This window comes from Streptomyces sp. NPDC058637 (assembly GCF_042717325.1).
GTDB lineage: Bacteria > Actinomycetota > Actinomycetes > Streptomycetales > Streptomycetaceae > Streptomyces.
Genome location: NZ_JBHXRD010000061.1, coordinates 1 through 23,711 on the forward strand (window position 1 = coordinate 1; position 23,711 = coordinate 23,711).

A 23,711-nucleotide genomic window follows, 5' to 3' on the forward strand; every position below is an offset into this window, starting at 1 on the left:
CCCGCGTTTGGGGCCCCCCCCCCCCCCTCCCCTCGGAGACCCCCCCCTCCGCGTTGTGGGGCGGGGGGGCCCTTCTCCGTGGTGCTACCGGGGTCCGTCAGGCCTTCGCCGGCTCCGGCTCGTCGGAGAGGGCTTCCTCCGGCGTTCCGGAGGTCGCGGTGCCCGACTTCGCCTCGTGCCTGGCCGCCTTCTTCTCGGCGCGGCGCTCCTTGCGGAGCTCGACCATCGAGTAGAGCGTCGGCACCAGGAGCAGGGTCAGCAGCGTGGAGGTGATCAGACCGCCGATCACCACGACCGCCAGCGGCTGCGAGATGAAGCCGCCTTCGCCCGTGACTCCGAGCGCCATCGGGAGGAGGGCGAAGATCGTCGCCAGTGCCGTCATCAGGATCGGGCGGAGACGGTGACGGCCGCCCTCGACGACCGCCTCGACGACGCCCATGCCCTGTGCCCTGTACTGGTTGATCAGGTCGATCAGCACGATCGCGTTGGTCACCACGATGCCGATGAGCATCAGCATCCCGATCATCGCCGGGACGCCCATCGGGGTGCCGGTGATGACGAGGAGGCCGATGGCGCCCGTCGCCGCGAAGGGGATGGAGACCAGCAGGATCAGCGACTGGATGAGCGACCGGAAGGTGGCCACCAGCAGCATGAAGACGATCGCGATGGCCGCCAGCATGGCCAGGCCCAGCTTCGCGAAGGCGTCGTCCTGGTCCTGGGAGACGCCGCCGATGGTGGCGGTGGCGCCGTCCGGGAGCTCCAGGGCGTCGATCTTCGTCTGGAGCGAGGCGCTCACCGCGCCGGTGTTGTCGCCCGTCGGCTTGGCCGTGATCGTCGCCGCGCGCTGACCGTCGATCCGGGTCATGGTGACCGGGCCCGGGACCAGCTTCACGTCGGCGATCTGCCCGAGCTCGACCGGGCCGAGCTTCAGGGCCTTCAGCTCGGCCATCGTGGAGGCGGGACTGGAGGACTTCACGACGACGTCACGCTCGGTGTCGTCCATGATCGCCTTGCCGGACGGGGTGCCCCGCACCGCTCCGGCCACCGCCGCGCCGAGCGTGGCCTCGCTGAACCCGGCGTCGGCCGCCTTGTCGTTGGCCTTGACCGAGATGCGCGGGACGCTCTGCGCCAGGTCGCTCTGGACGTCGGTGACGTCGTCCAGCTCGGCGACCTCGGTGCGCACCGCCTCCGAGGCCTTCTTCAGGATGTCCGCGTCGGCGGCCTTCACCACGACGCTCAGGTCCTGGCTGCCGAATCCGTCGCCCGCGGCGATCGTCGTGTCGCCGATCCCGTCGAGCTTGCCGAGGGCCTCGTCGATCCGGTCCTGGGTGGCGACGAAGTCCGCCGAGTCCTTGAGCGTGATCTGGTAGGAGGCCTGGTTGGCTCCCGTACCGCCGCCGAACGCCGCCAGGAAGCCGGACGAGCCGACGGTGACCTGGTAGTCCTTGACGCCGTCGTCGGCCGCGAGGACCTTCTCGACCTTCTGCGCCGCCGCGTCGGCCGCCTCCAGGCTGGTGCCGGGGGTCAGCTCCTGCTTGATGGAGAGGACTTCCTGCTCGCCCTGGTCGAAGAAGTTCGTCTTCAGCAGGGGTGCCATGCCGAAGGTGCCGAACAGCACCACGAAGGCGATGACGATGCTGGTGATACGGCGTCGGGTCGCGAAGCGCAGCACCGGGACGTACAGCCGCTGGAGCTTGCTCGCGGCTTCCTTCTCCTCCGCCGCGCGGCGCGCCTCGTCCGGGTTCTCCGCGGTGCCCTTGGGGGCGCGCAGGAACCAGTACGACAGGACGGGGACCACGGTGAGCGAGACCAGCAGCGAGGCCAGCAGCGCCGCCGTGACGGTGAGGGAGAACGAGCCGAAGAGCTGGCCGACCATGCCGCCGACCAGACCGATGGGCAGGAAGACCGCGACGGTGGTGAGCGTGGACGAGGTGACCGCGCCGGCCACCTCCTTGACGGCGGTGATGATCGCCGACTGGCGCTCCTCGCCGTAGCCGAGGTGCCGCTTGATGTTCTCCAGGACCACGATCGAGTCGTCGACGACGCGGCCGATCGCGATCGTGAGCGCGCCGAGCGTGAGCATGTTCAGCGACAGGTCGCGGGTCCAGAGCACGATCAGCGCGAGGACCACGGAGAGCGGGATGGAGACCGCGGTGACCAGGGTCGAGCGGATCGAGGCGAGGAAGACCAGGATCACGACGACCGCGAACAGCAGTCCGAGCGCTCCCTCGGTGGTGAGGCCGGAGATCGCCTTGGAGACGGCCGGCCCCTGGTCGGACACGATGGTGAGCTCGGCGCCGGCGCCGAGGTCCTTGCGCAGGTCCGGGAGCTTGTCGTGGACGGCGTCGGAGATGGCGACGGCACTGCCGTCCTTGTCCATCGTCGCCGTGACGGCGAGGCTCGGCTTGCCGTTCGTGCGGGTGATGGAGACCGCCGTGGAGGGCTCCTCCTTCACCGTGGCGATGTCACCGACGCGGACCGGCTTGCCGGGCTTGCCGGTCGCCGGGTCCTGCGCGGAGACCATCAGGTCCTCGATCTGCTGGATCGAGGTGAAGGAGCCGCCGACCTGGACGGTGCGGCTCTTGCCCGCCTCGGCGAAGGAGCCGGCCGGCACGGTGGCACCGCCGGCCTGGAGCGCCTGGGCCAGCGAGCCGGCGTTCAGTCCGGCCGCCGCCAGCTTCCTGGCGTCGGGCACGACGGAGACCTGGAGGTCCTGGACACCGTCGACCGAGACCTGGCCGACGCCTTCGATGCCCTCGATCGCCGGGACGACCGTGCGGTCGAGCTGGTCGGCCAGTGCCTGCTGGTCCTCGTCGGACGTGACGGCGAGGACGACGGTCGGGATGTCGTCCGTCGAACCGGCGATGACCTGCGGGTCGACGCCGTCGGGCAGCTGGGCGCGGGCGCGGTTGACTGCCTGCTGGATGTCGGCGACGAGCTGCTTCGTGCCTTCGTCACCGAAGTCGAAGCTCGCCATGATGACGGCGTTGCCCTCGCTGGCGGTCGAGGTGATTCCCTCGACGCCGTCGACGGCCTTGATGGCGTTCTCGAGGGGTTCGACGACCTGCTTCTCGACCACATCGGGGGACGCACCCTGGTAGGGGGCAAGCACCGACACCATCGGGAGTTCGATGGTGGGCAGCAGCTGCTGCTTGAGCTGCGGGATCGCTATGGCTCCGAAAACGAGCGCGACGATCGAGATCAGCCCGATCAGGGCCCTTTGCGCGAGGCTGAATCTGGACAGCCAGGACATGGGTGGGTCTCTCTTCTGTGGCGTACGCGGCAGTGGGGCGGCTGATCGGAACCGGGGCCGAAGGCCCGGGTCCGGGTCCGGAGTTCGAGCGGAGGGGACACAGCCTGCCCAGCTATACGATCGCCGATCCCGGTGACGTATTCGTCGGCCCCCGGGTTGCTTTCTTATGAAGCCCATACCGCAGCTGGAGTACGCCGGATCTCCACCCGTCACTCGGTCCTGGGTCGCACCAGGCCCGATTCGTACGCGATTACGACCAATTGGGCCCGGTCCCGTGCTCCCAGTTTCGCCATGGCCCGGTTGACATGGGTCTTGACGGTGAGGGGGCTGACCACGAGCCGCTCGGCGATCTGGTCGTTGGAGTGCCCGCCGGCGACCAGGACGAGCACCTCGCGCTCACGTCCGGTGAGCGCGCCGAGCCGCTCGGAGTACTGGGCGGCGTCCGGGCCCTCGCCGGCGCTGCCGCCCTGGGCGAGGAAGGTGGCGATGAGCCCCTTGGTCGCGGCCGGGGAGAGCAGCGCCTCGCCGCCCGCGGCGATCCGGATGGCGTTGAGCAGTTCCTCCGGTTCGGCGCCCTTCCCGAGGAAGCCGGACGCGCCCGCGCGCAGGGACTGCACGACGTACTCGTCCACCTCGAACGTGGTGAGCATGACGATCCGTACGTCCGCGAGGTCGGGGTCCGCGCTGATCATCCGGGTGGCCGTGAGCCCGTCGGTGCCGGGCATCCGGATGTCCATCAGCACCACGTCGGCACGGGTCGTGCGGGCCAGCGCCACGGCCTCGGCACCGTCCGCGGCCTCTCCGACGACCTGCATGTCGGGTTCCGAGTCGACCAGCACCCGGAACGCGCTGCGCAGCAGCGCCTGGTCGTCGGCGAGCAGCACCTTGATCGGTGTCACGCGCATCCCCCCGTCCGTTCCGCCGTGGCCGGTCTCTCCGGCTCAGCCGCGCGGGACATGACGGGCAGGATCGCATGGACGCGGAATCCGCCGCCGTAGCGGGGACCCGCGGTGAGGGCTCCGCCGAGCGCGATGCAGCGTTCCCGCATGCCGATGAGGCCGTGCCCGCCCCCGTCCTCGTGCTCGTCGGGACGGCCCTTCCCGGCGCCCCTGCCGTTGTCGAGCACGGTGATCTCCACCGTCGCCCCGACCCGTACGACGCTCACCTCGGCCTTGGCGTCGGTGCCCGCGTGCTTGCGTACGTTGGTCAGGGCCTCCTGGATGATCCGGTACGCGGCGAGGTCGACGGCCGCGGGCAGCGGGTTGTCCCGGTCGGTGCAGGCCACCTCGACGGGGAGGCCCGCGTTGCGGAAGGTGTCGACCAGCTCGCGGAGGACCCCGAGCCCGGGGGCCGGTTCGGTGGGCGCCTCCGGGTCGCCGGACTGGCGCAGCAGCCCGACGGTGGACCGCAGTTCGTTGAGCGCGGAGCGGCTGGCCTCGCGTACGTGGGCGAGCGCCTCCTTGGCCTGGTCCGGGCGCTTGTCCATGACATGGGCGGCCACCCCGGCCTGGACGTTGACCAGGGCGATGTGGTGGGCGACGACGTCGTGCAGGTCCCTGGCGATCCTCAGCCGCTCCTCGGCGACCCGGCGGCGGGCCTCCTCCTCACGGGTGCGCTCCGCCCGCTCGGCCCGTTCCCTGATCGCGTCGACGAACGCCCGTCTGCTGCGCACGGCGTCGCCGGCGGCACCGGCCAGGCCGGTCCAGGCGAGGACGCCGACGTTCTCCTGGCTGTACCAGGGGGCGGAGCCGAACACCATCGCGGTCCCGGTCAGCACCACCATGGTCAGCAGGCCGACCCGCCACGTGGTGGGGCGGTCGGTGCTGGCCGCCACGCTGAAGAGCGCGATGACCGAGCTCATCACCACGGGGGCGGGCGGGTCCATCAGGAGGAATTCGAGGGCGGACAGCACGCCGGTCACGGCGAGCACCGCCATGGGGTTGCGCCGCCGCAGCACGAGCGCCCCGGCCCCGAGCACCATCAGCAGGACGCTGGGGAGTTCGGGGGTGCGGACGCCGAAGATGGGCCCGTGCCCCGGGTTCGGCTCGGCGAACGAGGCGCAGAGCATGGCGGCGAGCACCGCCGCGGCGAGTGCCCCGTCGAAGGCGAGGGGGTGTCCGTGCAGCCAGCGTCGGGGACGCACGAGCCCGGTCGGGAGGGTTGTCACGTCGAGCCACGGTACGGCGTGCCGTCCAGCGGCAGGTCCGTGCGGTGTCCGGATGCCGTCACGGGCAAGGACGGAATGGCGCCCCCGCAGCACCGCGCCCCGCTCCGGTGGAACCGGGGCGGGGCGCGGTGGGGAGTGTGGAGCGGGCGCACGGTCAGCCGGGGATCAGCCCGTCGTCGCCGAGCATGGCGCGTACCTCGTCGAGGGTGGCGTCCGGTGACGGCAGGATCAGCTCGGACGGCTCCAGGGAGTCGTCCGGCAGTGGTGAGCCGAGCTCACGCACCTTGTCCAGGAGCGCGTGGAGCGTGGTGCGGAAGCCGGGTCCGTCACCGCTCTCCATCTCCGCGAGCAGTACGTCGTCGAGCTTGTTCAGCTCGCCGACATGACTGTCGGCCAGGACCACCTGGCCCTCCCCCATGATCCGTACGATCATGACGCCGCCCTCACTGCTTGTCGAACTTGTGCGGAGACTGCTGCGACTGCGGTGCCGAGTCCTGCGCACCGCCCTCGATGGCCTGCTGCTGCGCGGAGGAACCACCGGCCAGCTCGGCCTTCATCCGCTGCAGCTCCAGCTCTACATCCGTACCACCGGAGAGCCGGTCCAGCTCGGCGGCGATGTCGTCCTTCGCCGTTCCGGTCGGGTCGTCCAGGGCACCGGAGGCCAGCAGCTCGTCGATGGCTCCGGCCCGCGCCTGGAGCTGCTGGGTCTTGTCCTCGGCCCGCTGGATCGCGAGGCCGACGTCGCCCATCTCCTCGGAGATGCCCGAGAAGGCCTCACCGATCCGGGTCTGCGCCTGGGCCGCGGTGTAGGTGGCCTTGATGGTCTCCTTCTTCGTGCGGAAGGCGTCCACCTTGGCCTGAAGCCGCTGGGCCGCGAGGGTGAGCTTCTCCTCCTCGCCCTGCAGCGTCCGGTGCTGCGTCTCCAGGTCCGTGACCTGCTGCTGGAGGGCGGCGCGCCGGGACAGCGCCTCGCGGGCCAGGTCCTCGCGGCCGAGCGCGAGTGCCTTGCGGCCCTGGTCCTCCAGCTTGGAGGACTGTCCCTGCAGCTGGTTCAGCTGCAGCTCCAGCCTCTTGCGCGAGGTCGCCACATCGGCGACACCGCGGCGTACCTTCTGAAGCAGTTCCAGCTGCTTCTGGTACGAGTAATCGAGGGTCTCGCGCGGATCCTCGGCCCGGTCAAGGGCCTTGTTTGCCTTCGCGCGGAAGATCATTCCCATACGCTTCATGACACCGCTCATGGGCTTCGCGCGCCCCCTTCTGACGGACTGAGCTCCAGCACTCCAACAGAACCCACAGTACGGGCCCTGTCTCCATTACCGCACTGTTCGGACGCGGATGTGCTCCTACCCAAGGACGACTGCGCCGGTGACCACTCACGCCCAGGGAGTAGACGGGCATCGGGGAAAGTGGTGCCGGAGTCCGTTCTGCCCCTGTCAGGACAGTTATCAGGACGCAGTCCGTTGCCGGATCGTTCCCGCCCGGTCCCGTGCCGCCCCCGCGGACCCCGTACCCTTGGGTTTTGTGTTCCGTAGCCGTTCCAAAGAAGAGAAGGCCCCCACCGGCAAGGTGACGGCGGACCTCTCCAAGCAGCCCCGCGACCCCGAGGCCCCCAAGGGTCGCCCCACGCCCAAGCGCAGCGAGGCCCAGACGCAGCGCAGGCGTGCCTCCAGTGGCACGCCGACCGATCGCAAGGAGGCTGTGAAGCGCCAGCGCGAAGCGCGCCGCGCCGATCTGGCCAGGCAGCGTGAGGCGCTCGCGTCGGGCGACGAGCGTTATCTGCCGGTCCGTGACAAGGGGCCCGTGCGGCGCTTCGTCCGTGACTTCGTGGACTCCCGCTTCTGCATCGCGGAGTACTTCCTCCCGCTCGCCGTGATCATCCTGGTCCTCAGCGTCATCCAGGTCCAGAACATCCAGAACATCTCGCTGTTGCTCTGGCTCGGCGTGATCGTGCTGATCGTGGTCGACTCCATCGGCCTCGCGTTCCGGCTCAAGAAGCAGCTCGCCGAGCGCTTCCCGGACACCCCCAAGCGCGGCGCGGTGGCCTACGGCCTGATGCGGACGCTCCAGATGCGCCGACTGCGGCTTCCGAAGCCGCAGGTCAAGCGGGGAGAGCGGCCCTGAGTGCGGAGACCTCCGGCTTCACGGGGGTCTCTTCCCAGTGGCTCGACGGGCTCGGCGGCCTGCGCAACACGGTCCGCCAGGAGCTCGTCGCCCGGCAGCTGGACGAGCAGATAGCCGCGCGCTTCCCGGTGGGGCGCCGGCTGCGGGTGCTCGACGTCGGTATGGGTCAGGGCACCCAGGCGCTGCGTCTGGCGCGGGCCGGGCACTCCGTGACGGGCCTGGAGTCGGACCCCGAGATGCTCAGGGCGGCCCGGGAGTCGCTCGCGGGCGAGCCGGAGGGCATCCGGGAGCGGATGCGGCTCATCGAGGGCGACGGCCGCGACACCGGTGTCCACTTCCTGCCCGGCAGCTTCGACGTCGTGCTGTGCCACGGCGTCCTGATGTACGTCCCCGAGCCCGATCCGATGCTGGCCGGCCTGGCCCGGATGCTGGCGTCCGGCGGGCTGCTGTCCCTGCTCGTGCGGAACGCGGACGCGCTCGCGATGCGGCCCGGGACGGCGGGCGACTTCGCCGGGGCCCTCACGGCGTTCGACACGGACACGTACACGAACCGGCTCGGCCTCAGGGTGCGGGCGGACCGGCTCGACGCCCTGACGGCGACGCTCGCCGGGATCGCCGCGCCGCTGCACGCCTGGTACGGCGTACGGGTCTTCACGGACAACGTGGGCAACGAGGTGGAGCTGCCGGACACCGAGCAGCTGGCCCGCGTGCTGGACGCGGAGGACCGGGCGGGGCGGACCGATCCGTACCGCGGGGTGGCCGCGCTGCTGCACCTGTGCGGGGTACGCGGTTAGGGCCTGACGGGCCGGGCTCGCCTCGTACGTCTGATCGGCCCAACAGCGCGGGCCCCCCGACCAGGGCCCCGGTGATACTCCGGGCATGGACGCATCCCCCGCACCCTCTTCCTCCCGCCGCGTGATCCGCCGCCGCGCGCTGCCCCTGACCGCCGGTGTCTGCACGCTCGCCCTGGCCTGTGGCTGCGCCGGGCCGGACTCCGCACCGTCCGGCGCCCCCGCGCGCCAGGCCGTGCCCGCCCGGGCGACGGATGACCTCGAGGAGCGGTACCAGGACGTCATCAAGGACGTGCTGCCGTCCGTCGTGCAGATCGCGGCCGGGGACGGTCTCGGTTCCGGCGTCGTCTACGACGACAAGGGCCACATCGTCACGAACGCCCATGTGGTGGGCAGCGAGAAGACCTTCGACGTCAGCGTCCCCACCGGCGAGAAGGTGCTCAAGGCGTCCCTGGTCTCCTCCTACCCGGAGCAGGACCTGGCGGTCGTCAAGCTGGACGACCTCCCGGACGGGCTGAAGGCCGCGCGGTTCGACGACACCGACGAGGTCGAGGTGGGGCAGATCGTGCTGGCGATGGGCTCGCCGCTGGGCCTGTCCAGCAGCGTCACCCAGGGCATCGTCTCCGCCGTGGGCCGGACCGTGAGCGAGAGCAGCTCGGGCGGCGGCACCGGGGCGACGCTGGCCGACATGGTGCAGACCTCGGCGGCGATCAACCCGGGGAACAGCGGCGGCGCCCTGGTGAACCTCGACAGCGAGGTGATCGGCATCCCGACCCTCGCGGCGACGGAGGGCGACAGCGCGGCGCCGGGGATCGGGTTCGCGATCCCCGTCTCGATGGTGCGGACGGTCGCCGACCAGATCATCGAGTCGGGCAAGATCACCGACTCCGGCCGGGCCGCGCTCGGCATCACGGGCCGTACGGTCGTCGACGACAGCTATCAGCCCGCCGGGGTCGCGATCGTCAGCGTGGAGAAGGGCGGGGCCGCGGCGGACGCGGGGCTGCGTGCCGGGGACGTCATCACCCGGATCGGCGGCACCCCGGTCACGACGATCACCTCGCTCTCCGAGGCGCTGGCGAACGACGAGCCGGGCGACGAGGTCAAGGTGACCTACACGCGCGGGGACGCGGAGAAGTCGGCCGAGGTCACTCTCGGCGAGATGTGACCCGGACCGCGGCGGGCGGCACCGGGCTCACCCCGGCGCGTGGCCGGAAGGCGGGGCCCGCCCGGGTGCCGGGGCCCGGTGACGGGCGGGCCGGTGGGCCTATTCGGCCTGGAGGCTCATCGGGCCGTAGATCTTCGTCGTGTCCTCGAAGAGCGTCACCTGGTGGGCGCCGCCCTCCAGGAGCTCCTTCCAGAACTCACCGATCCAGGACTCCGCGTCGCCCTGGGTCGTGAACTCCTCCGGCTGCAGGGCCGGCTCCGTCTCCGTACCGTCGGACTTCTCGAACCGCCACGTCCACGCCATGTCCGCCTCCTGGGTCACGTTGCTGCCCGAAGCCTAGTGCCTCGCGTCCGGATCGGGCCCGGCATGATCCGGACGAGACGCACCGGTGCCTGGCCCGGGCGCGCAGGCGGGGCATGGACACGGGAGGATCAGCAGCGTGGAACTGACTCTGCTCGGCACCGGCGCCCCCGACGGGCTGCCGCGCCCCGACTGCCCCTGCGCCGTCTGCGCGTCGGCCCGTGGTGCGCGGGCGCGCGCCGCCACCGCGCTGCTCGTCGACGACGCGCTGCTGCTCGACCTCACCCCCGGCGCGGTGTTCGCCGCCGCCCGTGCGGGCCATTCACTCAGCGGCGTACGACAGGTACTGCTGACCCATCCGCACGACGGCCCCGCCATGGAGCTGCCCCCTTCGCTGCCGTCCGCGGGACGGGTCCCGGACGGGCAGGAGCTGACGCTGATCTCCGGGCACCGGATCCGGGCGGTGGCGATGGACGCGCCGGGTACCGGCTACGAGGTGACGTCGCCGGAGGGCGAGCGGCTGCTCTACCTGCCGCCCGGGGCCGCCCCCGCCGGGCTGGCCGACCGGGTGGCGGAGGCGTACGACATGGTCGTCTGCGACGTGGTCGCGCGCCCCGACGCCGTGGCCAGGCTGCGGGCCGTGGAGGCGGTCGGGGCCGCCACGGAGGTGATCGCCGTCCATCTGGACCATGACGCGCCGCCCGGTGAGGAACTGGACCGCAGGCTCGCGGCGGGCGGGGCGCGCGCGGTGCCGGACGGCACGACCCTGCCGGTGGGCCGGTACCACGCCGTGCCCGATGTGCCCCGGCGCACGCTGGTGACGGGGGGCGCCCGGTCGGGGAAGTCGCTGGAGGCCGAGCAGCGCCTGGAGACGTTCCCCGAGGTGGTGTACGTGGCGACCGGAGGCCGCCGCGAGGGCGACGCGGAATGGGCGGCCCGGGTCGGGCTGCACCGGGAGCGCAGGCCCGCCGCGTGGCGCACCGAGGAGACGTGCGAGCTGGTGGGGCTGCTGGAGGCGGACGGTCCGCCGCTCCTGATCGACTGCCTCTCGCTGTGGCTGACGGACGCGTTGGACCGGGTGGGCGCCTGGGACGACGCCCGGTGGGCGGACGGCGGACAGGACGCGCTGCGGGCGCGGGTCGCCGATCTGGTGCGCGCGGTGCGCGGGACGCGCCGTACCGTCGTCGCCGTGACCAACGAGACCGGCTCGGGGGTGGTCCCGGCGACGGCCGCCGGTCGGCGCTTCCGGGACGAACTGGGGCGCCTGAACGCCGCGTTCGCCGACGAGTGCGAGCATGTGCTGCTGGTGGTGGCGGGCCGGGCGCTGGTGCTGCGGGGCTGAGCCGCGGGCGGGCGCGCGGGCCGGGACCGCACAAGGGCGGCGGGTACTGTTCCGCACAGGAGCCCTGCGCCGGGTTCCGGCCCACCATGTGACGACCCGCGAGGCAGACCCCCGTGAATCTGGACGACTTCTCCGACCTGATCGAACGCCCCGACGGGGGTGTACGCCGTGATGCCGAGGAACGCCGGGAGCGGCTGATCGTCCCCTCCGGCGCCCTCGGACGGCTCGACGAGCTGGGCGAGTGGCTGTCGGCCGCTCAGCAGGCGGTGCCGGTCAAGCCGGTCGACCGGCCCCGTGTGGTGCTCTTCGCGGGTGACCACGGGGTGGCGGAGCTCGGCGTGTCCGGCCGGGCGGCCGGGACCGCGCACGAGCTGGTCCGGGCCGTGCTGGACGGTGCGAGCCCGGTGGCGGTGCTGTCCCGGCGCTTCTCCGTGCCCGTGCGGATCGTGGACGCGGGCCTGGACTGCGACCCGGAGCTGCTTCCCGACGCGGTCGTGCGGCACCGGGTGCGGCGCGGCAGCGGCCGTATCGACGTCGAGGACGCGCTGACGGCCGAGGAGGCCGAGCAGGCCGTACGCCTCGGGATGCGGATCGCCGACGAGGAGGCCGACTCCGGCACCGATCTGGTGGTGCTCGGCGATCTGAGTGTCGGCGGTACGACGGCGGCCTCGACCCTGATCGCGGCCCTGTGCGGCACGGACGCGTCGGTGGTGACCGGGCGCGGGGGTGCGGGCATCGACGACCTGGCCTGGATGCGCAAGTGCGCCGCGATCCGGGACGCGTTGCGCCGGGCGCGGCCGGTTCTCGGCGATCAGCTGGAGCTGCTGGCCGCGGTGGGCGGCGCGGATCTGGCGGCGATGACCGGTTTCCTGCTGCAGAGCGCGGTGCGCCGGATGCCCGTGGTGCTGGACGGTGTGGTCTCGGCGGCCTGTGCCCTGGTGGCCCAGCGGGCGGCCTTCCGGGCGCCGGACTGGTGGCTGGCCGGGCAGGTGAGCGGTGAGCCGGCGCAGATGAAGGCGCTGGACCGGATGGCGCTGACGCCGCTGCTGGACCACGGTGTGACCGTGGGCGAGGGCAGCGGCGCGCTGCTCGCGCTGCCGCTCGTCCAGGCCGCCGCGGCGCTGGCCGCGGAGCTGCCCGAACGGGCGGAGGAGTCCGAGGAGTCCGAGGAGGAAGCCGCGGACGGGGCAGCCGTGGAGGCGGAGAGCGCGGAAGCCGTGGCGGACGCGGTGAACGCGAAGAGCGCGGCGGGCGCGGAGAACACGGACGGCGCCGGCGCCTGAGCTCAGGTCCCGGGGCCGCGCGGCCCCGGGAGCGGTGTCCGGTCAGGGGCTCCGCCGATCAGGTCCTGGAACCTGCGGCGCGGTCCCGCCCAGCGCACGTCGTGGTGATAGGCCCTCAGCACCGCTCTGGCGCGGGCCCGGTGCCGGTTGCGGTAGAAGCGCCTGGCCCACGGCGAGACCGGCCTGGCCAGCCGGATCGCGGCGATCAGCGCGATGAACGGGACCAGGGTGCCGATCATCGCCATGCGGACCTTGCCCTTGAACAGGGCGATCAGTACGAAGCCGAAGTTGACGACGTAGGTCAGTACGACGCCCAGCCTGTTCTGCTGCTGCTCGCCGGTCAGCTGGTCCACCCCCAGGGGTGAGAAGCCGGCGAGCACGAGTACGACGAGCGAGGCGGTGAGGACGACGACCTCCACGCTCTGCCGGCCCTCCTCGCTCCAGTACACGTCGTCGAGGTGCAGGATCAGCGCGAACTCGTCGAGGACCAGGCCGGCTCCCACACCGAAGACGGCGGCGCAGATCCCGGCCGCGACACCGTGCTGTCCGCAGGCCACCGCGCCGAAGCCGCCGACCACCGAGAGCACGATGCCCGGCACCACGTGGTGGACGTGCACCCCGCCGGGCGTGATGTTGCGGAACGGCCCCTTCCCGGCCCGGATCATCCGGGTGATGAGACGGGTGACGGCGAAGGTGAGAACGAAAGCGCTCAGGGCGAGCAGCAGCGGGAGCTTGCCCGGTTCGACGATGTTCTGGTGAAACCAGTGACCCATGCCACCTACTCCCGACAGTCCGGCTTTACGGCCTTTGCGTGTTTTGCACAATCTAGCGCCGGGCCGCACCGGCTAGCCTGCGCGCGGTGACCTCCCTGAACAGCCACGGCATACGTTTCGCCTTCGGCACCCTGACCGTGCTCCCCGTCCGCGTCTCCCGCTGGGACCGTGGAGCCGCCCGCGCCGGCATGCTCTGCGCCCCGCTCGCCGGGCTGGTGGTGGGGCTGTTCGCGGCCGGGTCCGGGACACTGCTGCTGCTCGCCGGGGCAGGGGCCCTGCCGGCCGCGGTCGCCTCCGCCGCGCTCCCCGCCGTGCTGACCCGGGGCCTGCACCTGGACGGCCTCGCGGACACCGCCGACGGACTCGGCAGCGCCCGGCCGGCCGAGGACGCCCTGCGGATCATGAAGCAGTCCGACATTGGGCCGTTCGGTGTGATCACCCTGCTGTTCGTCCTGCTGGCCCAGGTCGCGGCCCTGTCCGAGCTGTACGGGCGGGGCTGGGCGTACGGGGCGCTGGGGACGGTCACGGCGGCCGTCGTCGCCCGGCTCGCGCTCACGCTGGCCGCGCGCCGAGGCGTCCCGCCGGCCCGGCCGGAGGGCCTCGGCGCGGCGGTGGCGGGCACCGTCTCGCTCCGTACCGCCACGGCCGTCGCCTGCGTGGTCCTCGCGGGCTGCGCGGGGGCCGGTGCGCCGCTCGGCGGTCACGGGGCCGTGCACCACGCCCTCGCGGCCCTGGCCGGCCTGGGGGCTGCGCACCTGATGCTGCGCCACTGCGTGCGGCGCTTCGGCGGGGTGACCGGCGACGTGTTCGGGGCACTGGAGGAGACGGCCGCCACGGTGACGCTGGTGGCACTCATCCTCGGCTGAGACGCGGACCCCCCGGCCGGGGCGTCCTCGGCCGAGGGACCGTCAGCCGGTGCGGCGCCCGTCGCGAGTTCGAGCCGTCGCTCCTCGCGCCACGGGGACGGGAGACGGGGAACCTCGCCGCGTCGGGCGGGACATCCTCCCGGGCGCCCGGTGGAGGGGCGGCGGTCGCGGCCTTCGGCTCCGCGGGCCTCCGTCCTCCGCGGCGGGGGGCGCAGCCGGCCGGCAGGGCCGGCGGCACCAGCACGGCGCGGAGCACCGGCCACCGTTCCCTCGCGCTCCGCCTGTCGTCTCCCCCACGGCTCCCGCCCAGGTCAACGACCCTGCACCCGAGGCCCTTTCCCTCCGCGCGGGGCCGGTCGGAACGGGCGCGTTCGGCTGGACGGCCCCGCCCCTGTGAGCGGGCGGCGAAGGCGCGCGTAGGCTCATAACCGGCACATTGCGGCGGCGTCTACGACGCGCCGGGCACGGTCGGCCCACCCCTCGACCGACACAGAACTCAACGGAAGCGAGATTTCACCACCGTGACTGCTCTCACTCTCAGCACTGCCGGTGCGGCGACGCTGCGCGCCGACGCACTCGTCGTCGGCGTCGCCAAGGGCGCCGGGTCCAAGTCCGGGGACTTGGTCGTCGCACCGGGCGCCGAGGCCGTGGACAAGGCGTTCGACGGAAAGCTCGCCACCGTCCTGGAGACCCTGGGCGCCTCCGGTGCCGAGGGCGAGGTGACCAAGCTCCCCGCGCCGTCCGGACTCAAGGTCCCGGTCGTCCTCGCGGTCGGGCTCGGCCCGGTCCCGAAGAAGGACGACGCGTACGGCGCCGAGGCACTGCGCCGGGCCGCGGGCAGCGCCGCCCGCGCGCTCGCCGGCTCGAAGAAGGCCGGGTTCGCCCTGCCGACGGAGTCCGCCGAGGACGCCGAGGCCATCGCGGAGGGCGCCCTGCTGGGCGCGTACGCCTTCACCGCCTACCAGGGCGGCGAGAACAAGGTCGCCCCCAAGGGCGCAAAGCCCAGCGGCCCGAAGCTGCCGCTCGCGGAGGTCGCCCTGCTCGGCACCAAGCCGCGCGACAAGGCGTTCAAGGCCGCCGCCGAGCGCGCCCTCGCGGTCACCGAGGAGATCAACCGGGCCCGTGACCTGATCAACACCCCGCCCAACGACCTGTACCCCGAGTCCTTCGCCGCCGTGGCCGCCGCCGCCGGCAAGGAGCACGGCATCAAGGTGCAGGTCCTCGACGAGAAGGCGCTCGTCAAGGGCGGCTTCGGCGGTCTGCTGGGCGTCGGCCAGGGCTCGGCGCACGGCCCCCGCCTCGTCCGCCTCGCCTACACGCACCCCAAGGCGGAGAAGACCCTCGCCCTCGTCGGCAAGGGCATCACCTACGACTCGGGCGGCATCTCGCTCAAGCCGGCCGGCCACAACGAGACGATGAAGTGCGACATGAGCGGCGCCGCCGCCGTGTTCGCGGCCGTCGTCGCGGCTGCGCGTCTCGGCCTGCGGGTCAACGTCACCGGCTGGCTGGCCCTCGCCGAGAACATGCCGTCGGGCAACGCCACCCGCCCGGGTGACGTGCTGCGCATGTACAGCGGCAAGACCGTCGAGGTGCTCAACACCGACGCCGAGGGCCGGCTCGTCCTCGCCGACGCGCTGACCCGCGCGTCGGAGGAGCAGCCGGACGCGATCGTCGACGTGGCGACCCTGACCGGTGCGATGGTGCTCGCCCTGGGCAACCGCACCTTCGGTGTGATGGCCAACGACGACGCCTTCCGTACGTCGATCCACGAGATCGCCGAGGAGGTCGGCGAGGCGTCCTGGCCGATGCCGCTCCCCGCCGACCTGCGCAAGGGCATGGACTCCCCCACCGCCGACATCGCCAACATGGGTGAGCGGATGGGCGGCGGCCTGGTGGCCGGCCTCTTCCTCCAGGAGTTCGTGGGCGAGGGCATCGCCTGGGCCCACCTGGACATCGCCGGACCCGCCTTCCACGAGGGCGCGCCGTACGGCTACACGCCCAAGGGCGGCACCGGGTCCGCGGTCCGCACCCTGGTCAAGCTGGCGGAGCGCACGGCCGCCGGTGACCTGGGCTGAGTCCGGGCACCACGTACGCGCACGGCCTTCGCGCGTGATGTCCGCGTGTGACGTTCGCGCGCGGCGGATACGGCCCCGGGCATACGTCCGGGGCCGTACGTGTTCCACCCGGTGGCTCTGACCGGCTGTTTTTCCGGAACTTTGTACGCGTCGGTAACCGTCCGGGCCGGGCATCCGTCCGCCCCGGACCGGGGCCCCGCGTCCCGCCCGCCCTCAACAAGTGCGAAGATGGGTTCTCGGCAGGACAGGGCCCCAACCACAGGGCCGAATAACGCAAGCGGCCGAACACCAGCCGACCGGCCGGTCACACCCCAGCGACGGGGCCCGGCGTACGGCGCACATGCATGGAGGACGTGACGTGGCGAACGACGCCAGCACCGTTTTCGACCTAGTGATCCTCGGCGGTGGTAGCGGCGGTTACGCCGCGGCACTGCGCGGAGCGCAGCTGGGCCTGGACGTCGCACTGATCGAGAAGGGCAAGGTCGGCGGCACCTGCCTGCACAACGGCTGTATTCCCACGAAGGCGCTGCTGCACGCCGGCGAGATCGCCGACCAGGCCCGCGAGGCCGGTCAGTTCGGCGTGAAGGCCACCTTCGAGGGCATCGACATCGAGGCCGTCCACGCCTACAAGGACGAGGTGATCTCGGGCCTGTACAAGGGTCTGCAGGGACTCATCGCCTCGCGCAAGGTGCACTACATCGAGGGTGAGGGCCGGCTCTCGTCGCCCACCTCGGTGGATGTCGGCGGCCAGCGTATCCAGGGCCGCCACGTGGTGCTCGCGACCGGCTCCGTGCCGAAGTCGCTGCCCGGCCTGGAGATCGACGGCAACCGCGTCATCTCCTCGGACCACGCGCTGAAGCTGGACCGCGTGCCGAAGTCCGCGATCGTCCTGGGCGGCGGCGTCATCGGCGTCGAGTTCGCCTCGGCGTGGAAGTCCTTCGGGACCGACATCACGATCGTCGAGGGCCTGAAGCACCTGGTCCCGGTCGAGGACGAGAACAGCTCGAAGCTCCTGGAGCGCGCGTTCCGCAAGCGCGGCATCAAGTTCAACCTCGGCACCTTCTTCGACAAGGCCGAGTACACCGAGGACGGTGTGCGGGTCACCCTCGCCGACGGCAAGACCTTCGAGGCGGAGGTGCTGCTGGTCGCGATCGGCCGCGGCCCGGTCTCGCAGGGTCTGGGCTACGAGGAGGCCGGGGTCGCGATGGACCGCGGCTACGTCCTCGTCGACGAGTACATGCAGACCAACGTCCCGACGATCTCGGCCGTGGGCGACCTCGCCCCGACCCTCCAGCTCGCCCACGTCGGCTTCGCCGAGGGCATCCTGGTGGCGGAGCGGCTGGCCGGCCTCAAGACCGTGCCGATCGACTACGACGGCGTGCCGAAGGTGACGTACTGCCACCCCGAGGTCGCCTCCGTCGGTATCACCGAGGCCAAGGCCAAGGAGATCTACGGTGCGGACAAGGTCGTCGCCCTCAAGTACAACCTCGCGGGCAACGGCAAGAGCAAGATCCTGAAGACCGCCGGCGAGATCAAGCTCGTCCAGGTCAAGGACGGTGCCGTGGTCGGCGTCCACATGGTCGGTGACCGTATGGGCGAGCAGGTCGGCGAAGCGCAGCTGATCTACAACTGGGAGGCGCTGCCGGCCGAGGTCGCGCAGCTCATCCACGCCCACCCGACGCAGAACGAGGCGATGGGCGAGGCCCACCTGGCCCTCGCCGGCAAGCCTCTTCACTCCCACGACTGATTCCGGTCACGGGCGCGACGACCGACCACTTCCGCACTTTCGTAAGGAGCAACTGAAACCATGTCGGTTTCCGTAACCCTTCCGGCGCTCGGCGAGAGCGTCACCGAGGGCACCGTCACCCGCTGGCTGAAGGCCGAGGGCGAGCACGTCGAGGCCGACGAGCCGCTGCTCGAGGTCTCGACCGACAAGGTCGACACCGAGATCCCCGCCCCCGCCTCGGGCATCCTGGCGTCCATCAAGGTCGCCGAGGACGAGACCGTCGAGGTCGGCGCCGAGCTGGCCGTCATCGACGACGGCACGGACGCGCCGGCCCCGGCCGCCGAGCCCGCTGCCGCTCCGGCACCTGAGGCCGATTCTCCGGCACCTGAGGCCGAGGCCCCGGCACCTGCCGCCGAGGCCCCCGCGGCCGCTCCTGCCGAGGCCCCCGCGGCCCCGGCCGGTGGCGCCGCCGGTACCGATGTCACCCTCCCGGCGCTCGGTGAGAGCGTCACCGAGGGCACCGTCACCCGCTGGCTGAAGGAGGTCGGCGAGGAGGTCACGGAGGACGAGCCCCTGCTCGAGGTCTCCACGGACAAGGTCGACACCGAGATCCCCGCCCCGGTCTCCGGCGTGCTGCTGGAGATCGTGGTCGCCGAGGACGAGACCGCCGAGGTCGGCGCCAAGCTCGCCGTCATCGGTGCTCCGGGCGCCGCCCCGGCCGCCGCCGCTCCTGCCGACGCCCCGGCTCCGGCTGCCGCCCCGGCTCCGGCTGCTGCACCGGCTGCCCCGGCACCGGCCGCTGCTCCGGCTCCGGCTCCCGCCCCGGCTGCCCCGGCACCGGCCGCCGCTCCGGCTCCGGCCGCTCCGGCTCCGGCCGCTCCCGCCCCGGCCGCTCCGGCTCCCGAGCCGGTGGCGCCCGCCGCCCCGGTCGCGGCTCCGGCCGCCCCGGCGCCGGTGGCCGCCGCTCCGGCACCCGTCACCCCGGCACCGGCCGCTCCGGCCGCGCCTTCCGGTGACGACGGCGCGTACGTCACGCCGCTGGTCCGCAAGCTCGCCGCCGAGAACGGCGTCGACCTGGGCGCGGTCAAGGGCACCGGCGTCGGTGGCCGTATCCGCAAGCAGGACGTAGTGGCCGCCGCCGCGGAGGCCGCCAAGGCCGCCGCCGCTCCGGCTCCGGCCGCCGCTGCCCCGGCAGCCAAGGCCGCGCCGAAGGTGGAGGCGTCCCCGCTGCGCGGTCAGACGGTCAAGATGACCCGTATGCGCAAGGTCATCGGCGACAACATGATGAAGGCGCTGCACTCGCAGGCCCAGCTGACCTCGGTCCTCGAGGTCGACATCACCAAGCTGATGAAGCTGCGCAACCAGGCGAAGGAGTCCTTCGCCGCCCGTGAGGGCGTCAAGCTGTCCCCGATGCCGTTCTTCGTGAAGGCGGCGGCCCAGGCGCTGAAGGCCCACCCGGTCGTCAACGCCCGGATCAACGGGGACGAAGGCACCATCACGTACTTCGACTCGGAGAACATCGGCATCGCCGTGGACGCCGAGAAGGGTCTGATGACCCCGGTCATCAAGGGTGCGGGCGACCTGAACATCGCCGGTATCGCGAAGAAGACGGCCGAGCTGGCCGGCAAGGCCCGCGGTGGCGGCCTCACCCCGGACGACATGTCGGGTGCGACCTTCACCATCAGCAACACCGGTTCGCGCGGTGCGCTGTTCGACACCGTCATCGTGCCGCCGAACCAGGCGGCCATCCTGGGCATCGGTGCCACCGTCAAGCGTCCGGCGGTCATCGAGACCGCCGAGGGCACCGTCATCGGTATCCGCGACATGACGTACCTCTCGCTCTCCTACGACCACCGTCTGGTGGACGGCGCGGACGCCGCCCGTTACCTGACCACGGTCAAGGCGATCCTCGAGGCCGGCGAGTTCGAGGTCGAGCTCGGGCTCTGAGCCCCGCGGTTGTAACCAGCCTCACCAGCGGCGCCCCCGTCCGGAACACTCCCGGGCGGGGGCGCCGCCGTATTGTCTAGACACCACCGGTCGCCCCCTGGCGGCCGTGTCGGTGTAGGCAGCACCGGTTTGCCCCGAAGGAGCCCGTCATGACCCCGCCCGTCGTCCACTCGCTGCGCGAGCAGATCCGCGAGCACATCGTGGACGGGATCGTCAGCGGGCGCTGGAAGCCGGGTGAGCGGATCGTCGAGCGGCGCATCGCGACCGAGCTGGAGGTCAGCCAGACGCCGGTGCGTGAGGCGCTGCGCGAGCTGGAGACCCTGCGGCTGATCGAGTCGGCGCCCAACAAGGGCGTACGGGTACGGAATCTGACGGCGGCCGATCTGGAGGAGAGCTACCCGGTCCGGGCCGGGCTGGAGCAGATCGCCGCCGAGCTGGCGGCCCCGGCGCTGGGCGAGGACTGCTCGGCGCTGACCCCGCACGTGGCGGCCCTGTACGAGGCCGACCGGCTGGCCGACGGCGAGGCGCAGGTGCGGCACACCGTGGCCTTCCACCGGGAGATGGTCCGGGCGGCGGGGAACGCCGTGCTGCTGCACACCTGGGAGGGGCTGGGCATCGAGGTGTTCACGGCCCTGTCCATCCGCTGGCTGGGCACGGTGCAGAAGTCGTACGCGGAGGAGCACGAGGCGCTCATCGAGGCGTTCCTGCGGCGGGATCCGCGGATCGCCGTGCTGGTGAAGGAGCACGTCCTGGGGTGCGCGCCCCGGGCGTGAGTCCGGAGTGCGCCCAAGCGGAGTGCACCACGAGTCCCGAGCGAGCCACGTCCGGGCCATAAGCCCCGCGAAGGCGTGAGCCCGCGCGGGAGGGCGTGCGCCGGAGCGGCGGCGGGCTACGCGTGAAGGTGTGCGCTTCGCTGAGGTCCGCACCCATCTGTGGCACCAGGCGCTCGACTGTGCAGCTCAGAGCCCGTTTCACCCCAATAATCCCGTCACTCCGTGCCCCACTTCGAGGCACCCCATGCCACTTTCTTCATATCGAGAAGTTTTGCCTTTCATCCTTTGATCGATCATCGATCGGCGCCTTACAGTTCACTCGCGGGCCCACCGGCCCGATCGCCCTGTCCTGCCAGCCAGGGCCTTCTCCACCCCCTCCCACTCCGGAAGGCGGCGATCATGACCGACCCCGTAGCAAAGCTTCCGAGCGAGCTCGACCAGCTCCCGGACCGCGACCCCGAGGAGACCGCCGAATGGGCGGCCTCCCTGGACGCCGTCACCAAGGCCGCGGGCCCGCACCGCGCCGCTTATCTGATGCGGCGTTCGCTCCAGCACGCCGAGGGCGCCGGTATCGCGCTGCCCAAGCTGCTGGAGACCGACTACGTCAACACCATCCCCACCTCCGCGGAGCCCGCCTTCGACGGCGACCTGGAGATGGAATCGAAGATCACCGCGTGGAACCGCTGGAACGCGGCCGCGATGGTCACCCGTGGTGCCCGCTTCGGCGTCGGCGGCCACATCGCCACCTTCGCCTCGGCCGCCTGGCTGTACGAGACCGGCTTCAACCACTTCTTCCGCGGCAAGGAGGGGGACGGCTCCGGCGACCAGCTCTACATCCAGGGCCACGCCTCCCCCGGTATCTACGCCCGTGCCTTCCTCGACGGCCGCCTCGGCGAGCAGCAGCTCGACAACTTCCGCCAGGAGTCGGGCGGTGCGGGCCTGCCTTCCTACCCGCACCCGCGACGGCTGCCCTGGCTGTGGGAGTTCCCCACCGTCTCGATGGGCCTCGGCCCGCTCTCGGCGATCTACCAGGCGCGCTTCAACCGCTACCTGGAGAACCGCAGGATCAAGGACACGTCGAACTCGCACGTCTGGGCCTTCCTGGGCGACGGCGAGATGGACGAGCCCGAGTCGACCGCAGCCCTCGCCCTCGCGGCCCGTGAGCAGCTCGACAACCTGACCTTCGTCATCAACTGCAACCTGCAGCGTCTCGACGGCCCGGTCCGCGCGAACTTCCGCGTGGTCCAGGAGCTGGAGGGCGCGTTCCGCGGAGCCGGCTGGAACGTCATCAAGACGCTCTGGGGCAACGCCTGGGACGAGCTGTTCCAGCTGGACACCACGGGCGCGCTGATCCGCCGCCTCCGTGAGGTGCCGGACGCGCAGTTCCAGACGTACGCGACCCGTGACGTGGCGTACATCCGCGAGCACTTCTTCGGCGCCGAGCCCGCGCTCGCCGAGCTGGCGAAACTGCTGGGCGACGCCAAGATCGCCGAGTGTTTCTACAGCTCCCGCGGCGGCCACGAGGCCCGCAAGGTGTACGCGGCCTACCGCGCCGCGGTGGAGCACAAGGGCGCGCCGACCGTGATCCTGGCCCAGACGGTCAAGGGCTACACGCTCGGCAAGGGCTTCGAGTCCAAGAACGCCAACCACCAGATGAAGAAGCTGTCGGTCGACGAGTTCAAGAGCATGCGCGAGCTGCTCGGCCTCCCGATCCCGGACAGCGCCTTCGCGGACGGCCTGGTCCCCTACGGCCACCCGGGCGCCGACTCCCCCGAGGTCCGCTACCTCCAGGAGCGCCGTGCCGCCCTCGGCGGCCCGGCCCCCGCCCGCCGGGTGCACGCCGCGGCCCTGCCGCAGCCGGAGGAGCGCGCCTTCAAGGCCCTGTACAAGGGGTCCGGCAAGCAGGAGATGGCCACCACCATGGCCTTCGTCCGCCTGGTGAAGGACCTGATGCGGGACAAGGAGACCGGCAGGCGCTGGGTCCCGATCGTCCCGGACGAGGCCCGTACCTTCGGTATGGAGTCGCTTTTCCCGTCGGCCGGCATCTACTCGCCGCTGGGCCAGACGTACGAGCCGGTCGACCGCGACCAGCTGATGTACTACAAGGAGGCCAAGGACGGCCAGATCCTCAACGAGGGGATCACCGAGGCCGGTGCCATGGCCGACTTCATCGCCGCCTCCACGTCGTACGCGACGCACGGCGAGACGATGATCCCGTTCTACATCTTCTACTCGATGTTCGGCTGGCAGCGGACCGGCGACCAGATGTGGCAGCTCGCCGACCAGCTCGGCAAGGGCTTCATCGTCGGTGCCACGGCGGGCCGTACGACGCTGACGGGCGAGGGTCTGCAGCACGCGGACGGCCACTCGCACCTGATCGCGTCCACGAACCCGGCGTCGCTGAACTACGACCCGGCGTTCGCGTACGAGATCGCGGTGATCGTCAAGGACGGTCTGCGCAGGATGTACGGCCCCGAGGCCGAGAACGTCTTCTACTACCTGACGGTCTACAACGAGCCGAAGCAGCAGCCCGCGATGCCGGAAGGCGTCGAGGAGGGCATCCTCAAGGGCCTGTACCGCTTCAAGGAGGGCACGCCCGCCGCGGCGGACGCGCCGCGCCTGCAGCTCCTGGGCTCCGGTACGGCGATCCACTGGGTGCTCAAGGCCCAGGAACTCCTGGCCGCCGACTGGGGGGTCACGGCCGACGTCTGGTCCGCGACCTCGTGGGGAGAGCTGCGCCGTGACGCGCTGGAGGCCGACGAGGCGCTGCTCCGCGGTGAGGAGAAGGTGCCGTACGTGACCCAGGCGCTCTCCGGTGCGCCGGGCCCGGTCCTCGCGGTCAGCGACTGGATGCGCGCGGTGCCGGACTCGATCAGCCAGTGGGTGGAGCAGGACTGGTCCTCGCTGGGCACGGACGGCTTCGGCCTCTCCGACACCCGCGAGGCCGCCCGCCGGCACTTCGGGGTCGACCCTGAGTCGGTCGTGGTCGCCTCCCTGGCCCAGCTGGCCCGCCGCGGCGAGATCCCGGCCTCGAAGGTCAAGGAGGCCCGGGAGAAGTACGGGCTGTAGTCGGACGGGCGGGGCGGGTGCCGGGCAGGTCCGGCACCCCCCCCCCCCCCGGCGGCCCCC

General features: G+C 71.9%; 18 protein-coding genes. 11 read left to right on the forward strand and 7 right to left on the reverse strand.

What is annotated here, in order from left to right; genetic code table 11:
* Positions 1-97 precede the first annotated feature (97 nt).
* From ACFWVP_RS34345 to ACFWVP_RS34365, 5 genes are all read right to left on the reverse strand, one after another.
* Positions 98-3,253 carry an efflux RND transporter permease subunit gene (locus ACFWVP_RS34345; RefSeq protein WP_384502037.1) on the reverse strand — a complete coding sequence of 1,052 codons (3,156 nt, stop codon included), beginning with the start codon at positions 3,251-3,253 and terminating at the stop codon, positions 98-100.
* Positions 3,254-3,462: 209 nt separating this feature from the next.
* Positions 3,463-4,152, reverse strand: a complete 690-nt coding sequence (locus tag ACFWVP_RS34350) for a response regulator (RefSeq protein WP_384502062.1) — start codon at positions 4,150-4,152, stop codon at positions 3,463-3,465.
* Entirely contained in the window at positions 4,149-5,420 is a 1,272-nt protein-coding gene (locus ACFWVP_RS34355; RefSeq protein WP_384502039.1) for a sensor histidine kinase, read from the reverse strand. The genes ACFWVP_RS34350 and ACFWVP_RS34355 overlap by 4 nt, the downstream gene beginning before the upstream one ends.
* A gap of 154 nt (positions 5,421-5,574) precedes the next feature.
* The gene (locus ACFWVP_RS34360; protein WP_384502041.1) at positions 5,575-5,853 is read right to left on the reverse strand and encodes a hypothetical protein; all 279 of its coding nucleotides are present in this window, start codon (positions 5,851-5,853) and stop codon (positions 5,575-5,577) included.
* Between the two features lie 10 nt (positions 5,854-5,863).
* Positions 5,864-6,646, reverse strand: a complete 783-nt coding sequence (locus ACFWVP_RS34365; protein WP_384502043.1) for a PspA/IM30 family protein — start codon at positions 6,644-6,646, stop codon at positions 5,864-5,866.
* 295 nt (positions 6,647-6,941) lie between these two features.
* Between ACFWVP_RS34365 and ACFWVP_RS34370 the strand changes: the two genes are divergently transcribed.
* From ACFWVP_RS34370 to ACFWVP_RS34380, 3 genes are all read left to right on the forward strand, one after another.
* Positions 6,942-7,541 (forward strand): DUF3043 domain-containing protein, encoded by a 600-nt coding sequence (locus ACFWVP_RS34370; RefSeq protein ID WP_384502045.1) that lies wholly within the window; start codon positions 6,942-6,944, stop codon positions 7,539-7,541.
* Positions 7,542-7,600: 59 nt separating this feature from the next.
* Complete coding sequence (locus ACFWVP_RS34375; protein ID WP_384502064.1) at positions 7,601-8,335, forward strand: class I SAM-dependent methyltransferase; 735 nt, start codon at positions 7,601-7,603, stop codon at positions 8,333-8,335.
* 85 nt (positions 8,336-8,420) lie between these two features.
* The gene (locus ACFWVP_RS34380; RefSeq protein WP_384502046.1) at positions 8,421-9,497 is read left to right on the forward strand and encodes a S1C family serine protease; all 1,077 of its coding nucleotides are present in this window, start codon (positions 8,421-8,423) and stop codon (positions 9,495-9,497) included.
* Positions 9,498-9,596: 99 nt separating this feature from the next.
* On the opposite strand, the gene ACFWVP_RS34385 is transcribed toward ACFWVP_RS34380, so the two are convergent.
* Entirely contained in the window at positions 9,597-9,800 is a 204-nt protein-coding gene (locus ACFWVP_RS34385; RefSeq protein WP_056784341.1) for a hypothetical protein, read from the reverse strand.
* A gap of 136 nt (positions 9,801-9,936) precedes the next feature.
* On the opposite strand from ACFWVP_RS34385, the gene ACFWVP_RS34390 reads away from it, so the two are divergent.
* Both ACFWVP_RS34390 and cobT read left to right on the forward strand, forming a co-directional pair.
* Positions 9,937-11,139, forward strand: a complete 1,203-nt coding sequence (locus tag ACFWVP_RS34390; RefSeq protein ID WP_384502048.1) for a bifunctional adenosylcobinamide kinase/adenosylcobinamide-phosphate guanylyltransferase — start codon at positions 9,937-9,939, stop codon at positions 11,137-11,139.
* A 113-nt stretch (positions 11,140-11,252) separates the two neighbouring features.
* Positions 11,253-12,422 carry a nicotinate-nucleotide--dimethylbenzimidazole phosphoribosyltransferase gene (gene cobT / locus ACFWVP_RS34395; protein WP_384502049.1) on the forward strand — a complete coding sequence of 390 codons (1,170 nt, stop codon included), beginning with the start codon at positions 11,253-11,255 and terminating at the stop codon, positions 12,420-12,422.
* A 2-nt stretch (positions 12,423-12,424) separates the two neighbouring features.
* On the opposite strand, the gene ACFWVP_RS34400 is transcribed toward cobT, so the two are convergent.
* On the reverse strand, positions 12,425-13,195 hold the full coding sequence (locus tag ACFWVP_RS34400; protein ID WP_384502051.1) for a hypothetical protein: 771 nt from the start codon (positions 13,193-13,195) through the stop codon (positions 12,425-12,427).
* Positions 13,196-13,281: 86 nt separating this feature from the next.
* On the opposite strand from ACFWVP_RS34400, the gene ACFWVP_RS34405 reads away from it, so the two are divergent.
* From ACFWVP_RS34405 to aceE, 6 genes are all read left to right on the forward strand, one after another.
* The gene (locus tag ACFWVP_RS34405; protein WP_384502053.1) at positions 13,282-14,061 is read left to right on the forward strand and encodes an adenosylcobinamide-GDP ribazoletransferase; all 780 of its coding nucleotides are present in this window, start codon (positions 13,282-13,284) and stop codon (positions 14,059-14,061) included.
* Positions 14,062-14,582: 521 nt separating this feature from the next.
* Positions 14,583-16,136: a leucyl aminopeptidase gene (locus ACFWVP_RS34410; RefSeq protein WP_384502055.1), complete on the forward strand. Its 1,554-nt coding sequence runs from the start codon at positions 14,583-14,585 to the stop codon at positions 16,134-16,136.
* Between the two features lie 358 nt (positions 16,137-16,494).
* On the forward strand, positions 16,495-17,883 hold the full coding sequence (lpdA, locus tag ACFWVP_RS34415) for a dihydrolipoyl dehydrogenase (RefSeq protein WP_384502057.1): 1,389 nt from the start codon (positions 16,495-16,497) through the stop codon (positions 17,881-17,883).
* Between the two features lie 60 nt (positions 17,884-17,943).
* Positions 17,944-19,809: a 2-oxoglutarate dehydrogenase, E2 component, dihydrolipoamide succinyltransferase gene (gene sucB / locus ACFWVP_RS34420; protein WP_384502058.1), complete on the forward strand. Its 1,866-nt coding sequence runs from the start codon at positions 17,944-17,946 to the stop codon at positions 19,807-19,809.
* A gap of 149 nt (positions 19,810-19,958) precedes the next feature.
* Positions 19,959-20,582, forward strand: coding sequence for a GntR family transcriptional regulator (locus tag ACFWVP_RS34425; RefSeq protein WP_384502059.1), 624 nt, complete (start codon positions 19,959-19,961; stop codon positions 20,580-20,582).
* A 399-nt stretch (positions 20,583-20,981) separates the two neighbouring features.
* Positions 20,982-23,651 (forward strand): pyruvate dehydrogenase (acetyl-transferring), homodimeric type, encoded by a 2,670-nt coding sequence (gene aceE / locus ACFWVP_RS34430; RefSeq protein ID WP_384502061.1) that lies wholly within the window; start codon positions 20,982-20,984, stop codon positions 23,649-23,651.
* The last annotated feature ends 60 nt before the right edge of the window (positions 23,652-23,711 follow it).